Raw genomic sequence first — 13,406 nt, forward strand, 5'->3', positions numbered from 1 at the left:
TTTAATGAAACGAAAGGCCGGTCAGTGACCGGCCCGGATAGTGGTTAACCTGCCTGCTTAACTTCGCTCTTATCAGACAGATAGGCTTCCAGTGAATCATCCAGCGCATCGATCCAGGGCGTGTGGTGCGGTGGGGACATCGTGCCGGTCATCAGTGAGCGGAAAGAGTAGTCACGGAAGGTCATAATGTCTTCCTTCTTGTGATGTTTCCATTCGAGGAAGGTCTGGCGCACGCCTTCGATATCGAAGGTGGGATAATCGGTCGCTTCAATCAGTTCGAGGATATAGTCACCCTGGAAGGTAAACATCTCTTCGGCGGTTTTCAGGGGCAGTTCCCGTTCACGCCACTCCATGCTGTTGGCGGTCATCTCCTCTTTGGTCGCTGGCAGTTCGATTCGACCGAGAATGACATCGCGTACATACCAGGCCTGGGCATCAAACATATTGAAGGTGTACCACTGGTCCTGCATACCGAGATAGAACATCTGGGTATTGTGTTCCCAGACGACCCCTTTATAGAGGTCCATCGCCCAGAGGCGGTTGTCGGTTTTCAGGCGCAGGGATTCATCGATGAAGGGGAAGTGATGCAGATAGCCGGTGCAGAGGATGATGGCATCAATCTTACGGCTGCTGCCATCGGCAAAGTAGGCGGTATCGGTATCTACCCGTTGCAGCAGCGGTTTCTCCTCCCAGTTCTCCGGCCACTTGTAGTTCATCGGTGCGGTGCGGTAACAGCTGATCAGGCTGCGGGCGCCATATTTGTAACACTGAGAACCGATATCCTCGGCGGAATAACTACTGCCGACCAGCAGAATATCCTTGTCTTTAAATTCCAGTGCGTCACGGAAATCATGGGCATGCAGAATGCGGCCGCCAAAGGTGCTGAAACCCTCAAATTCCGGTACCCGTGGAGTAGAAAAGTGGCCCGAGGCGCAGACTACATAGTCGAACTCTTCAGAGTAAACGGTATCGGTGGTGTGATCGTGCACGGTTACGGTGAAAAGCTTGCTGGTGTCATCGAAGGTGATATTGCGGACCGGCGTGTTAAAACGGATATAGTCACGCACTCCGGCTTTCTCTACCCGGCCTTTAATGTAATCCCAGAGCACTTCACGGGGCGGGTATGAGGCGATCGGTTTACCGAAATGTTCATCAAAACTGTAATCAGCGAACTCCAGACACTCTTTCGGGCCGTTGGACCAGAGGTAGCGATACATACTGCCGTGTACTGGCTCGCCATGCTCATCCAGACCGGTGCGCCAGGTGTAGTTCCATAAGCCGCCCCAGTCGCTCTGTTTTTCAAAACAGACCATATCTGGTATCTCTGCGCCTTTCTCCTGAGCTGACTGAAAGGCCCGAAGTTGAGCCAGACCACTGGGGCCGGCACCGATTATCGCTACTCGCTTTGTCATCTGTAATCTCCTGATAATTACGTTCTTTTCATCAGGTTATTAAGATATCGGACGGTGATAAATTCCTCAGAGTGGATAAGTCAAAAGGGGTAACCCGGGTTACTCTGAAGGGGGGCTGATATTGAGAATGATCCCTTCAACACCCAGAACGGCACCGGTGGAGGAGTAGATACCCTGGCCTTTCTCATACACCTGACGGTACTGACCGTCGGCATGGAGTATCTGGTAGTACAACTCAAAACAACGGTGCTGCTGCAGGGCCTGTTGTACCGTTTCCCAGACTCTGCCCGCATCATTGGGGTGGATCAGTCCTCCGATGGAGAGCTGGGTCTGATTGAGCAACTGATCACGGTTGTAACCGGTTAGTTCCTGGCACCCTTCACTGACATACTCCATGGTCCAGCGGGTATCATTACGCCCCCGATAGAGCATTCCCGGTATCCGGTTAACTAATCCAGACAGGCTGCGATGGCTGGCTTTGCTGATCTCATCCTCCCGAACCTGGGGGGTGATATCGCAAAGGGTGGCCGTCAGGGGAAAGGGATCACCGCTGCGCAACGGTTGCAGGCGAATTTCACACCAGCGTACCTCGCTATCCTTGCGGATCAGGCGGAACCAGAGAAACTGGCTATCGCCCTCCCGGCTAACTTTCCGGGTGATATCGATCCAGTTTTGTAGCTCTTCCGGATGGATATAGTCACTGAAGCAGGTATTGGTGGCCTCTTTACTGGTGTACCCCGTCAGGTTTTTCCAACAGGCATTAACATAGCTGATTTGCAAATCGCTGTTAAACACCAAAACGGCATCTCCCAGGCTGTTGAGTACTTCGCTCAGCGCTGGCAGATCTGCACTGGGTGTACGGCGGAATAGCCTGAGCACCGTCATAGACCGCCCCCTGTCTCTGATGCGTGAGGCTGATTTGCATGAGCCCAGGCGGCCAGCTCCAGGCGGGAGCTGACGTTCAGTTTGCGCAACAGGTTTTTAACATAGACCTTAACCGTGCCATCACTGATACCCAGTTCCCGGGCGATCAGTTTATTGCTCATCCCCCGGGTAATTAGCTCCAGCGTTTGTTGTTCCCGTTCAGTCAGATCGAAGTGATTGTTCTCTGTAATTTCCCGGGGCTGTTGATCCCCCTTACTCAGATGGTGTGCCAGCATGGTGACACCGGTATGATCCATGGCGATATTGCCCTGCATCACACCTTTCAGACCACTGATGATCAGTTCTGGTGCAGAGTCTTTCAGCAGATAGCCATGTGCACCCGCCGAGATCGCTTCAAACAGTTCGCTGCTGTCATCCGATGCGGTGAGAAACACGATCTTCTGTTCAGCCCCCAGCTGTTTAAGTTGCTGCAATAGTTGCAGCCCGGAAAGCTCCGGCATATGCATATCCAGTAGCAGTAGGTCGGCGGAGAGGCCGGGGAGGGCTTCAAGTAGCTGTTGCCCACCATCGAAATCCGCCAGTACTCTGAACTCGCCACTGTCGTTCAGCAGCTCAACCACCCCCCGTCTGAAGAGGGGATGGTCATCAACAATAATGACATTGGTCAGGCTAACTTCATTCATAAGATCATCACACTTAGTTGGATTCATCGGGGTGTGTCCGCAATCACCAGATCTATACGGGTGCCGCCCTGAGGGCGAGGCAGAATAAACAGGCTGGCGTGGATCCGCTGTGCCCGCTCCTGCATGATTTTCATGCCAAAGCTGTCCTGGCGGGCCTGTTCGGCACAGATTCCCTTGCCGTTATCCTCAATACGGATCCGTATTGAGCTATCACTCAGGGGTAATAGCTGTACCCGGGCATGCGAGGCATGGGCATGGCGGACGATGTTGTTAAGGGCTTCACGAATAATAAAGATCGCCTGGGAGTCATCTTCGGTGATCAGCTGGGCACCCACCCGGTTATCCAGTTCAAAAACAATAGCGCTGCGCTGTTCGAATTCGCTGATGGCCTGGCTGATCGCCTCAACCAGCTGTCCCTGTTCGATAGAAAGCCTTGAGCAGGCGATCAGTTCCCGGGTCTGGCGATAGGCACACTGGGCCTGATGGCACAGGTCTTCACTGATTGCCGCCAGCTCCGGTTCGGATCTGCGCTTACACTGATCCGCCAGTCGCGATGCCTTAATCCGCATATAGCCGAGAATCTGCGCCATGGAGTCATGCAGTTCGGCAGCATGGGCGGCTTTCTCTGATGAGATCGCGGCATTGATGCGGGACTGCTGCCGGTACCAGCTACTCAGCCCGCCGCTGAGTGCCTCGGCAACCGGGCCCGATACCCGGTTGATCTGCTCGCTATCCGGCAGGCTGTCTTTAAAGCAGAGTACCATCCAGCCCGCCGGACTCTGTTCATCAAAGCGTAACTGCAGAGCATGAACAGACAGAGCTGTGCCCGGTAGTTTATAGCGCAACTCATTGGCGTCACTGATGCAATGTTCCGTCAGTTGATAGCGCAACTGACCGGCCAGGCCGATTGGCGGGGCGATTGATGCGGCGTGCAGTAGCTGATCCCGCTGCGGGGTCGGCATACCGATCAGATAGACCTGCGCCTGAAGATAGAAACCGATATAGCTTTGCAGTCGGTTTAGTGCCTGTTCCAGGCTGAGCCGGATATCTTCGCTGCAAGCCAGATCGACCACCAGTTGTGTCAGGGCTGGGGCGCAGACAATCTCTTTCTGTGGTGCGGGCTGATCGCGAAACAGCCGGGGAAAATTGTGCAGCCATAGTGGCAATGAAACCGCCATTCGAACCTCCTTACTGCTGGTTTCCCGCTCAGGGAAAGGTTTTCTTCCAGAGTTAACATTGCAGTTTTTGTGCCATAGATGAGGGGCTACTCCCTATGGATTACCCCTTCCTGAGAATTGTGTCTCAAATCACCATGAGTAAATATTTTTAACCAATGGGAAATTAATTTCTGCTGTCAAAGCGAAGATCTGTGTGCACCAAGTTAGTTCTGAAGAGATCGATAGTGCACTCACATAGCGCCGTAGACGAAAGACAATCGGGTCAAAAGGTAATTGAGGCTTTTCTATGACGATTCAGCAACACCCTGCCGAGGATAGAGTGAAGGATGAGTGGATACCGCGGTTGTATCGGCTGGAGGGGCAGGAGGCTCTGCGCCTTGATCTGCAGCAGGGCGACAAAATCTGTATTACCTCAGCCGATATGCAGCAGGGGTGCGAGTTGCTGTTTATCGATCCCGAAGGCGGTGTGATTGAAGCATCGTCACCTTCATACGCGTGCAGTAAGGCGGTGAATACCCTGGCGCAACTGGATCAGCCAGGAGGCTCAGGATTGCGCTTAAAGGCGTTGTTGCAGGCCTGGGAGGTCAGTGAAAAAACACTGCAGCGGGCCTGCTGTTTTACGGCACAGACACTGCCAGAGTTTGAAGTTACTGCTGCGGTCACCCTGGTGGTGCTCTGTTGTGGCCGCGATATGCAGGTGGTTGAGCAATCCCCGGTTACCGCGTTACAGATAGCCCATTTCACGACCGCTGATGCTGTGTTGCCACTGCCTCTGGCTGTGCCTCGTTGCGAATTCCGGGTGCCCAGATGCAGCGCGAAGAGTTACGAAGTGAAAGCGGGTGAGTGGATTCAGATTATCGATGTTGAGGGCAAACAGTGCAGTGATTTTATCGCCTTTGATGCTGCGGCGCTGGCCCGGGGGGATGAGGTTGCGCTGGATGCGGTGGCCACCCGAACGCTTAATGGGCTGACTCTGCCGCAACCGGGTGTGCATTCGAAGCTCACCGATGCACAGCAGCAAACCATGCTCGAAGTCGTGCAGGATACTGTGGGTCGGCATGATAGCTTTTTGTTTGCCTGTAATAGTAAATATTACGAAGACAGCGGTTATTTCGGACATCTGAATTGTACTGAAAATTTCAATCACTGCCTGAGTGACTATGGTATTGCTCCCCGGGCTGGCTGGCCTGCGATCAACTTCTTTTTTAATACCCAGGCTGGCGACTGCGGCACCATCGGTTTCGAAGAACCCTGGTCCCGTGCCGGCGATTATGTGCTGTTGCGGGCCACACGGGATTTGATCTGTGCCTCTTCCGCCTGTCCCGACGATATTGATCCGGCCAACGGCTGGAACCCAACCGATATCCATATCCGCATCTACCCCGCAACCTGTGAGTTTCCCCGTTCAGTGGGATACCGGATAACACCCGAGGAACAACCCCGTATGACTAAGCCAACTGGTTTTCATAGCCGCACCTCCACCCTGACCAAGCAGTTTACTGAGTATCGCGGTTACTGGGTGGCCTCAGATTATCAGAACTATGGTGCCAGAGCCGAGTATCTGGCTTGTCGCGAAAGGGTGGCGATGATCGATCTGACACCGCTGCGAAAGTTTGAAGTGCTGGGGCCTGATGCTGAAACCCTGCTGCAATATGCTCTGACCCGCAACATAGCGCGGATGTCGGTGGGCGAAGTGGTCTACTCGGCGGTGTGCCACAGCACCGGCGGGATGATCGATGACGGTACGTTGTTCAGGATGGGGCAGCACGGGTTTCGCTGGATCTGTGGTGACTCCTATTGCGGTATCTGGTTACGCCAGTTGGCTGCTGAAAAGGGGTTGCAGGTGCAGGTGAGGGAATCTACCGATCAGATACACAACGTGGCTGTGCAGGGACCGCAAAGCCGGAACCTGCTACAACAGATTATCTGGAATGGAGAGTCTTGTACGCCGGTTTCTGAGCTGGGCTGGTTTCGCTTTATGACCGGCCGTCTTGATGGTCCGGAGGGTATTCCGGTGATGGTCTCCCGCACCGGTTACACAGGTGAGCTGGGATTTGAGGTCTGGTGCCACCCGGATAAAGCAAACGCGGTCTGGGATCGTATCTGGGAGACCGGCGAACAATATGGTATTGCCCCGCTGGGCTTCGATGCACTGGATATGTTGCGGATAGAGGCCGGGCTTATCTTTGCTGATCACGAGTTCTGTGCAGAAACCAACCCATATGAAGCGGGTATCGGTTTTACCGTACCGCTGAAAACCAAGACTGATGATTTTGTCGGGCGAGAGGCGATAGCCGCTCAAAACCCCGCCAGCCGGAAAAAACTGGTAGGGCTGCTAATCAACAGCCAGGAAACCGTGAGTCACGGAGATTCTGTCTTTAATGGCCGGTTTCCGGTGGGCGTTGTGACCAGTTCTACCTATTCACCCGCGATTAAAAGTCAGATCGCACTGTGCCGCATAGAACCTCAGTTTGCTGAACCCGGTACCACGCTGGAGATCGGGCAGCTGGATGGTCAGCGTAAACGAATAGCGGTCAGCGTCACCTCGCTGCCTTTCTATGACCCGGAACGAACCCGGGTCAGAAGTTAATTCACTTTTTATCAACTCGAAGGAGTAATACCCATGGCTATGACCTACATAAAACAAGCGTCACAGATGAAACAACCGAGTATGGAGCGTCCGGGATGCAACGCTTTTCTGGGCGATGTAATGGTGTCCGATGATGCCGACAAAACCATCGTCAGCGGTTTCTTCCGTATGGAAAAGTCCGATGAACCGCTGGTGTATGAGTACACCTACCATGAGATGAAGATTATCGTCGAAGGCGAGATGACGATCTCCGATGAAGAGGGCAATGAAGTAGTGGCAACGGCAGGGGATATTTTCTACTTCCCGAAAGGTTCGGTCATCACCTTCCAGTCATCCGATTATGGCATTGGCTTCTTCTGCGGACAGCGCCGTGAAGGCGAAGGCTGATGGTTTCGTCTGTCCTACGATGAAGCCATAAATTGACCCCGAATGATGCGATGCACCAAACAGGGTCAGTTTACCGGCCAGTAAAGTGTGTAAATCTATAGCGTATATTTTTAACTTATTGATATAGATCAATAAATAATCGGATTGGTATGATATCTGCATTTCTTTAAGGGAAATAAAGTTTCCCATAGATAAATAAAAGTTTGACTGTTTGAGTCACAGTTCTAACGCTTAACAATAGAAAATTTAACAGATGAGAGGTTTCCAAAATGGAGCAGACAGCCCCTACACTTGCGGAGTTGCAAACTCTGATTGAGATGACGGGCACCATCAATATGGAGGTGTTCTATTGGTGGTGTACCGGCCTGATGGTGATTATCCATGCAGGCTTTCTGGCGTATGAGATGGGTGCATCCCGCCTGAAAAACGCACTGGCGTCCGGTGTGAAAAACATTCTGGCATTTGCCTTTATTATCCCGACCTTCTTTTTCTTTGGCTGGTGGATCTATCTGGCGATGTACAACGGTTTTACGCCTGACTATGAAGCGGCTGCAGCAGGCTTGCCCTGGTCGACTAATATGGGGCCAAACCTGAGTGATAATGCCAGCGGTATCTTCTGGGGCGCATTCGTTCTGTTTGCGGCGACCACTGCGTCGATATTCTCCGGTGCTGTGATCGAACGTATCCGTATGAGCTCATTCCTGATTCTGGCGATTATTCTGGGTTCTGTGGTCTGGATTCTTGCTGCTGCCTGGGGCTGGCATCCAGCCGGCTGGCTGACTGTTGAGTGGGGTTTCCACGACTTTGGCGCAGCAGGCTGTGTACATATGGTGGCCGGATTCTTCGCACTGGGTGTGACTATTAATCTGGGGCCTCGTATCGGTCGTTTCCTGGCGGATGGCACTGTAGTTGATATCAAAGGCCATAGTATGCCGATGACCATTATCGGTCTGATGCTGATTATCGTGGGTTTCTTTGGTTTCCTGGGGGGCTGCATCATCTATGCTGGCAGTGCTCAGTGGACCACTATCTTTGGTACTCCGGTGACACTGTCTGCGGTTAGCTTTAATACACTGATGGCCTTCTCCGGCGGTATTATCGGTGCTTACTTTGTTACCCGTCAGCCATTCTGGATGATGTCCGGCGCACTGTCCGGTATCTTCTGTGCGGCACCTGGACTGGATCTATACTATCCGCCACTGGCGTTCCTGCTGGGTATTACTGGCGGTGTCGTTTCCCCTCTGGCAGATAAATTTATCACCAATAAATTCAAAATTGATGATGCTGTAGGCGCTTTTGCTGTGCACGGTGTCGGTGGTCTGATCGGTATTATCGGTCTGGGTATTTTCGCCAGCGGTTTCCCCAACGTTATCGAGGGTGCTCCTGCTGTGTCTTTCTCCGGCCAACTGATGAGTGCGGCAGTGATGGCGCTGCTGGGCTTTGTGCCAGGCTTCGGTCTCTCCTGGGTGATGGCGAAGATGAACTTCTTGCGTGTACCGCCAAAAGCGGAAGAGATGGGATTGGATATTGTAGAGGTTCCGCTGCAGGCTTATCCAGAATCGGTGCCTGCATATTCGGCCCCGGAAGAGCTTCCCGCCACTAAAATTACTGCAACTGCATAAGGAGAACGATGATGAATTCCAGTCCTATTACAACCTGGGAAGGTGCAGAAGCATACTTCACCTTTGCTGACAGCCCATCCGTTATGATGATTATTCTGGCGCTGGCGATGGCTGCAACGGTAGGGGCAGTGGTTGCCAGTGTATTGCATGAGAATCACACCTATATCGATTATAAATAGCCTAAGCTATAGATTGTGAAAGTCACCGGGGCAGCTCAGGCTGCTCCGGAATTTTTATTTCATGTTTATCTGAAAATGTCTGTGTGAAGGTATTGCGTCAATGACTGTCTATTCCTCAACCGCAGGCCAGCAACGCTGGCAATTTGCTGATCTGAAAGAGCTGCTGGCCAAAGCGACGCCACTGCGGTCCGGTGATTGTCTGGCGGGTCTGGCAGCCGGATCGGCACGGCAGCGGGTTGCTGCGCAGATGGCGCTGGCCGACCTGCCACTCAAGACATTTTTGCATGAGCAGGTCATTCCCCCTGAAGTCGATGAGGTCAGTCGGCTCATTATCGATAGCCATGATCCGGTTGCGTTTGCCCCGGTGTCACATCTGACGGTCGGCGATTTTCGTAACTGGTTGCTCTCTGATGCTGCCGATAGTGCCAGTCTGAAACGGCTGGCAATGGGGCTGACACCGGAAATGGTAGCAGCGGTATCAAAACTGATGCGGGTGCAGGATCTGATTCTGGTGGCCTCAAAATGTCGCAATGAAACCGCTTTTCGAAATTCACTCGGGGGCAAAGGGGTTTTATCTACACGGCTGCAACCCAACCATCCGGTCGATGATCCGGCGGGTGTGGCAGCCAGTATTCTGGATGGCCTGATGTATGGCAGTGGTGATGCGGTGATCGGTATCAACCCGGCCTCCGATAACTATACGGCAGTGACTGACTTGCTGAAGATGCTGGATGATATTATTAATCACTATGGCATCCCAACCCAGTCCTGCGTGCTTACCCATGTCACTAATCAGATCGAAGCGATCAATCGGGGGGTTCCGATCGATCTGGTCTTCCAGTCGATTGCCGGTACCCAGGCCGCCAATGAGAGTTTTGGTATCAATCTGGCGCTGCTGGGTGAAGCTAATCAGGCTGCGCGTGAGTTGCAGCGGGGTAGCGTGGGTAACAACGTGATGTATTTTGAAACCGGGCAGGGCAGTGCACTGTCGGCCAATGCTCATCACGGCGTGGATCAGCAAACCTGTGAAGTGCGCGCCTATGCGGTCGCGCGGCATTTTGATCCGCTGCTGGTGAATACGGTGGTGGGGTTTATCGGTCCTGAATACCTTTATGATGGTAAACAGATCATTCGTGCGGGTCTGGAAGACCATTTTTGCGGCAAGTTGCTGGGGCTGCCGATGGGGTGTGATATCTGTTATACCAATCACGCTGAGGCGGATCAGGATGATATGGATATGCTGCTGACGCAGATGGCGGTGGCCGGTATCAACTTTATTATGGGGATCCCGGGTGGTGACGATATTATGCTTAACTATCAGACCACCTCTTTTCACGACGCCCTCTATATCCGTGAAGTTCTGGGCCTGAGGCCCGCCCCTGAATTTGATCACTGGCTGCAGCAGGCCGGTATTACGCAGCCTTCCGGACGATTGGCTGAGCGCATGCCGGAAACCTTCAGTAACCTGTTGAAGTCCTTATAGAAAAGAGCAGGGAGTTCGGTGATGAATGAGCTAGAACAAACGCAGCAAACAACCCCTGTTACAGAGAACCCCTGGCAGGCGCTGCGACGTTATACCGCTGCCCGTATTGCCCAGGGGCGTACCGGTGTGAGTTTGCCAACCAGCGCTCTGCTGGCATTTCAGATGGATCATGCCAGCGCCCGGGATGCGGTGCATACTGCGTTGCAGATTGAACCCTTAACGGAGGAGTTGTATAGCGCAGGCTACCAAACCATTCAACTGCACAGCCGGGCCCGCGACCGGACAGAATACTTGCAGCGTCCTGATCTGGGACGCCGGCTCGATATGCGTTCAGTGAAGCAGTTGCAGCAATACCGCCAGAAACATCCGGACAGTGTCAGGGTTGCTCTGGTGATCGCCGATGGCCTGTCATCCCTTGCTGTACAGAATCACGCTGTTGCGATGGCAGGGTCTGTTCTGAGCCGTTTAGCAAACCGCGGCTTGAGTATCGCTCCGGTGACCATTGTCACCCAGGGGCGGGTAGCGGTTGGCGATGAGGTGGCGGAGCTGCTGGGCGCCGAATTGCTGATTCTGTTGGTGGGCGAACGCCCCGGGCTCAGTTCACCCGACAGCCTGGGAATCTACTACACCTACCAGCCGTCGGTAGGGCTGACCGATGCCCGACGTAACTGCATCTCCAATGTCCGCCCTGCCGGAATGAGTATCGAAGCGGCCAGCGAAAAACTGATCTGGCTGATTGATGAATCGATACGCCTGGAGTGTTCAGGTGTCAGCCTTAAGGATCAGTCGGTCTCAGCTGCAAAGATTCACGGCAAGAAGAACTTTCTGCTGCCTGAGTGACTTACTCAGAGCAGAGGATAAACCTTTCATCACCCCCCAAAACCAGTAACACCCTCCTCCGGTGTTGCTGGTTTTTTATTCTGCTGTGCATGGTTTCAGATAGCTAATCAGTGCACACCTGTGTGACTCGTACTGGTGCAACGCACTAAGAGTGTGCGCCAGAGTGAGTGTTGTCCCGCCAAAGATAATCTAACTTCATGATTTTAAATAAAAAAATATTCTTGGCATGAATATTACATATTCCTTTAAAGAATAATATATTCCCTATGGGTAAGTTTGGAGGAGATATGAAATTAATAACGGCCATTATCCGGCCGCACACACTGGAAGAGGTAAGAGGGCCTTTGCAGTCCATTGGTGTGAGCGGCCTGACAGTTACTGAAGTTAAGGGGTATGGGCGCCAACAGGGGCACACTGAACTTTATCGGGGCGCAGAATACCGTGTCAGTTTTGTACCCAAAATTAAGCTGGAAATTGCACTCGATGATGCCCTGCTGGATCAGGTTGTGGAAGCGATTTCCGGGGCCGCCAGAACGGGTGCTTTTGGTGATGGCAAATTGTTTATTCAGGACCTTGATCAGGTTTTCAGAATTCGTACCGGAGAATCCGGTGCATCTGCATTGTAGGAGAAACAGATGAGTAATCTACCAATTGAACTGTCATACGCGCTCGATACATTTTATTTTCTGATATGTGCCGTGCTGGTGATGTGGATGGGCGCAGGCTTTGCCATGCTTGAAGCCGGACTGGTCCGCAGCAAGAACACCGTGGAGATTCTGAATAAGAATGCTCTGCTGTATGGTATCGCCTGTATCGCTTACCTGCTGGTGGGCTATAACATTATGTATCCGGCTGATCCGGTCAGTGGAATTATTCCCGGTCTGGATTTCCTTCTGGGGGCTGATAACAGCACAGACGCTGTGGTGGCGGGTGGCGATGATGCACCGTATTACTCCAGTATGGCGGACTTTATCTTCCAGGCGGTGTTTGCCGCTGCAACCATGTCGATTGTTTCCGGTGCCGTGGCTGAACGGATGCGTCTCTGGCCATTCCTGATCTTCGCTGTCTTTATGGTCTCCTTTATCTACCCGTTGGAGGGTTACTGGAAGTGGGGCGGCGGTTTCCTGGATGAGCTGGGATTCCTGGATTTTGCCGGATCAGTGGTGGTGCATATGGCGGGCGCAGCTGCCGCTCTGGCCGCAGTGATTCTGGTGGGGCCGCGTAAAGGTAAATATGGCTCTCATGGAGAAGTACGGGCGATCCCCGGTGCTAACCTGCCGATGGCAACTCTGGGGATGTTTATTCTGTGGATGGGCTGGTTCGGATTTAATGGCGGGTCAGAACTGAAAATAGCCAATGTTGAAGAGGCTAATGCAGTTGCAAAAATCTTTGTTAACACCAATGCTGCAGCGGCTGCCGGAATGGTGGTTGCAGCGCTGTTTGCCCGTGCCCTGTTTGGTAAAACCGATCTGACCATGACAATCAACGGTGCGCTGGCCGGTCTGGTGGCAATTACGGCTGAGCCGCTGCTGCCTGATGCCGGTACAGCATCGCTGATCGGCGCGGTGGGTGGACTGGTGGTTGTGATCTCTGTGCTGACACTGGATAAGCTGAAACTGGATGACCCGGTGGGAGCCATCTCAGTGCATGGTGCTGCCGGTATCTGGGGTATTTTTGCCGTACTGATCAGCAACCCGGATGCCACCTTTATGGCCCAGTTGATCGGTACGTCGGTAACCTTTGCCTGGATGTTTATTGCCTCTTTCATTGTCCTGCTGATCATCAAAGCAGTGATGGGGCTGCGCGTCAGCGAAGAGGAGGAGATGGAAGGAATGGATGTTCACGAATGTGGTATGGAAGCCTATCCGGAATTTACTTCGGGTAAATAACCTTCACAGAACCCTGTATTGATCTTGAAAAGCCATCCGCTGTTCAGCCGGTGGCTTTTTCATTTATTTGTGCGTTGATTTACGGTGGTTATACCTGAGACTATAGAGTGGATAGGGAGTACGCCTTTTTCTCACATCGCAAATAAATAATAGGTATGCGTTGTAAAACTCATATAATGAGCAGCGTTGAAGCCTGAGTACTGCCGTCAGGAATAATTCAACGGTGATAAAATGTCAGCCGCCTATAATCAGGGTATT

At 52.6% G+C, this 13,406-nt stretch carries 12 protein-coding genes; 8 read left to right on the plus strand and 4 right to left on the minus strand.

From position 1 onward, the window contains the following. Positions 1-44: 44 nt before the first annotated feature. The 4 genes from OCU43_RS08015 to OCU43_RS08030 all read right to left on the minus strand — a co-directional run bounded on the left by OCU43_RS08015 (position 45) and on the right by OCU43_RS08030 (position 4,158). Positions 45-1,412, minus strand: coding sequence for a trimethylamine monooxygenase (locus tag OCU43_RS08015; protein ID WP_091353209.1), 1,368 nt, complete (start codon positions 1,410-1,412; stop codon positions 45-47). Positions 1,413-1,511: 99 nt separating this feature from the next. Beyond that, positions 1,512-2,297: a PAS domain-containing protein gene (locus OCU43_RS08020; protein ID WP_091353212.1), complete on the minus strand. Its 786-nt coding sequence runs from the start codon at positions 2,295-2,297 to the stop codon at positions 1,512-1,514. Next, positions 2,294-3,007, minus strand: coding sequence for a response regulator (locus OCU43_RS08025; RefSeq protein WP_245756480.1), 714 nt, complete (start codon positions 3,005-3,007; stop codon positions 2,294-2,296). Before OCU43_RS08025 ends, OCU43_RS08020 begins: the two co-directional genes overlap by 4 nt. After that, a complete protein-coding gene (locus OCU43_RS08030) occupies positions 3,004-4,158 on the minus strand; it encodes a sensor histidine kinase (protein ID WP_091353214.1) in 1,155 nt (384 codons plus the stop codon). Before OCU43_RS08030 ends, OCU43_RS08025 begins: the two co-directional genes overlap by 4 nt. A gap of 286 nt (positions 4,159-4,444) precedes the next feature. On the opposite strand from OCU43_RS08030, the gene OCU43_RS08035 reads away from it, so the two are divergent. From OCU43_RS08035 to amtB, 8 genes are all read left to right on the plus strand, one after another. Beyond that, positions 4,445-6,748 carry a DUF1989 domain-containing protein gene (locus OCU43_RS08035; protein ID WP_091353217.1) on the plus strand — a complete coding sequence of 768 codons (2,304 nt, stop codon included), beginning with the start codon at positions 4,445-4,447 and terminating at the stop codon, positions 6,746-6,748. 33 nt (positions 6,749-6,781) lie between these two features. Continuing rightward, positions 6,782-7,135 carry a cupin domain-containing protein gene (locus tag OCU43_RS08040; protein ID WP_217647371.1) on the plus strand — a complete coding sequence of 118 codons (354 nt, stop codon included), beginning with the start codon at positions 6,782-6,784 and terminating at the stop codon, positions 7,133-7,135. A 269-nt stretch (positions 7,136-7,404) separates the two neighbouring features. Continuing rightward, positions 7,405-8,757 carry an ammonium transporter gene (locus OCU43_RS08045; protein ID WP_091353218.1) on the plus strand — a complete coding sequence of 451 codons (1,353 nt, stop codon included), beginning with the start codon at positions 7,405-7,407 and terminating at the stop codon, positions 8,755-8,757. A gap of 8 nt (positions 8,758-8,765) precedes the next feature. Continuing rightward, positions 8,766-8,936, plus strand: coding sequence for a hypothetical protein (locus OCU43_RS08050; RefSeq protein ID WP_175483409.1), 171 nt, complete (start codon positions 8,766-8,768; stop codon positions 8,934-8,936). Positions 8,937-9,036: 100 nt separating this feature from the next. Further along, positions 9,037-10,419, plus strand: a complete 1,383-nt coding sequence (locus OCU43_RS08055) for an ethanolamine ammonia-lyase subunit EutB (protein WP_091353221.1) — start codon at positions 9,037-9,039, stop codon at positions 10,417-10,419. 21 nt (positions 10,420-10,440) lie between these two features. Then, the gene (gene eutC / locus OCU43_RS08060; RefSeq protein ID WP_091353223.1) at positions 10,441-11,259 is read left to right on the plus strand and encodes an ethanolamine ammonia-lyase subunit EutC; all 819 of its coding nucleotides are present in this window, start codon (positions 10,441-10,443) and stop codon (positions 11,257-11,259) included. Positions 11,260-11,546: 287 nt separating this feature from the next. Next, positions 11,547-11,885: a P-II family nitrogen regulator gene (locus OCU43_RS08065; RefSeq protein WP_091353930.1), complete on the plus strand. Its 339-nt coding sequence runs from the start codon at positions 11,547-11,549 to the stop codon at positions 11,883-11,885. 9 nt (positions 11,886-11,894) lie between these two features. Continuing rightward, positions 11,895-13,148, plus strand: a complete 1,254-nt coding sequence (gene amtB, locus OCU43_RS08070; RefSeq protein ID WP_091353226.1) for an ammonium transporter AmtB — start codon at positions 11,895-11,897, stop codon at positions 13,146-13,148. Positions 13,149-13,406 lie beyond the last annotated feature (258 nt).

This window comes from Amphritea atlantica (assembly GCF_024347255.1).
Classification (GTDB): Bacteria; Pseudomonadota; Gammaproteobacteria; order Pseudomonadales; family Balneatricaceae; genus Amphritea; species Amphritea atlantica.

What these genes read in the sequence shown, in the direction of transcription:
- OCU43_RS08030 (WP_091353214.1), bottom strand. Translation starts at nt 4,158, where the DNA reads ATGGCGGTTTCATTGCCACTATGGCTGCACAATTTTCCCCGGCTGTTT.
- OCU43_RS08025 (WP_245756480.1), bottom strand. Translation starts at nt 3,007, where the DNA reads ATGAATCCAACTAAGTGTGATGATCTTATGAATGAAGTTAGCCTGACC.
- OCU43_RS08020 (WP_091353212.1), bottom strand. Translation starts at nt 2,297, where the DNA reads ATGACGGTGCTCAGGCTATTCCGCCGTACACCCAGTGCAGATCTGCCA.
- OCU43_RS08055 (WP_091353221.1), top strand. Translation starts at nt 9,037, where the DNA reads ATGACTGTCTATTCCTCAACCGCAGGCCAGCAACGCTGGCAATTTGCT.
- OCU43_RS08050 (WP_175483409.1), top strand. Translation starts at nt 8,766, where the DNA reads ATGATGAATTCCAGTCCTATTACAACCTGGGAAGGTGCAGAAGCATAC.
- OCU43_RS08015 (WP_091353209.1), bottom strand. Translation starts at nt 1,412, where the DNA reads ATGACAAAGCGAGTAGCGATAATCGGTGCCGGCCCCAGTGGTCTGGCT.
- OCU43_RS08045 (WP_091353218.1), top strand. Translation starts at nt 7,405, where the DNA reads ATGGAGCAGACAGCCCCTACACTTGCGGAGTTGCAAACTCTGATTGAG.
- OCU43_RS08035 (WP_091353217.1), top strand. Translation starts at nt 4,445, where the DNA reads ATGACGATTCAGCAACACCCTGCCGAGGATAGAGTGAAGGATGAGTGG.
- OCU43_RS08065 (WP_091353930.1), top strand. Translation starts at nt 11,547, where the DNA reads ATGAAATTAATAACGGCCATTATCCGGCCGCACACACTGGAAGAGGTA.
- eutC (WP_091353223.1), top strand. Translation starts at nt 10,441, where the DNA reads ATGAATGAGCTAGAACAAACGCAGCAAACAACCCCTGTTACAGAGAAC.
- OCU43_RS08040 (WP_217647371.1), top strand. Translation starts at nt 6,782, where the DNA reads ATGGCTATGACCTACATAAAACAAGCGTCACAGATGAAACAACCGAGT.
- amtB (WP_091353226.1), top strand. Translation starts at nt 11,895, where the DNA reads ATGAGTAATCTACCAATTGAACTGTCATACGCGCTCGATACATTTTAT.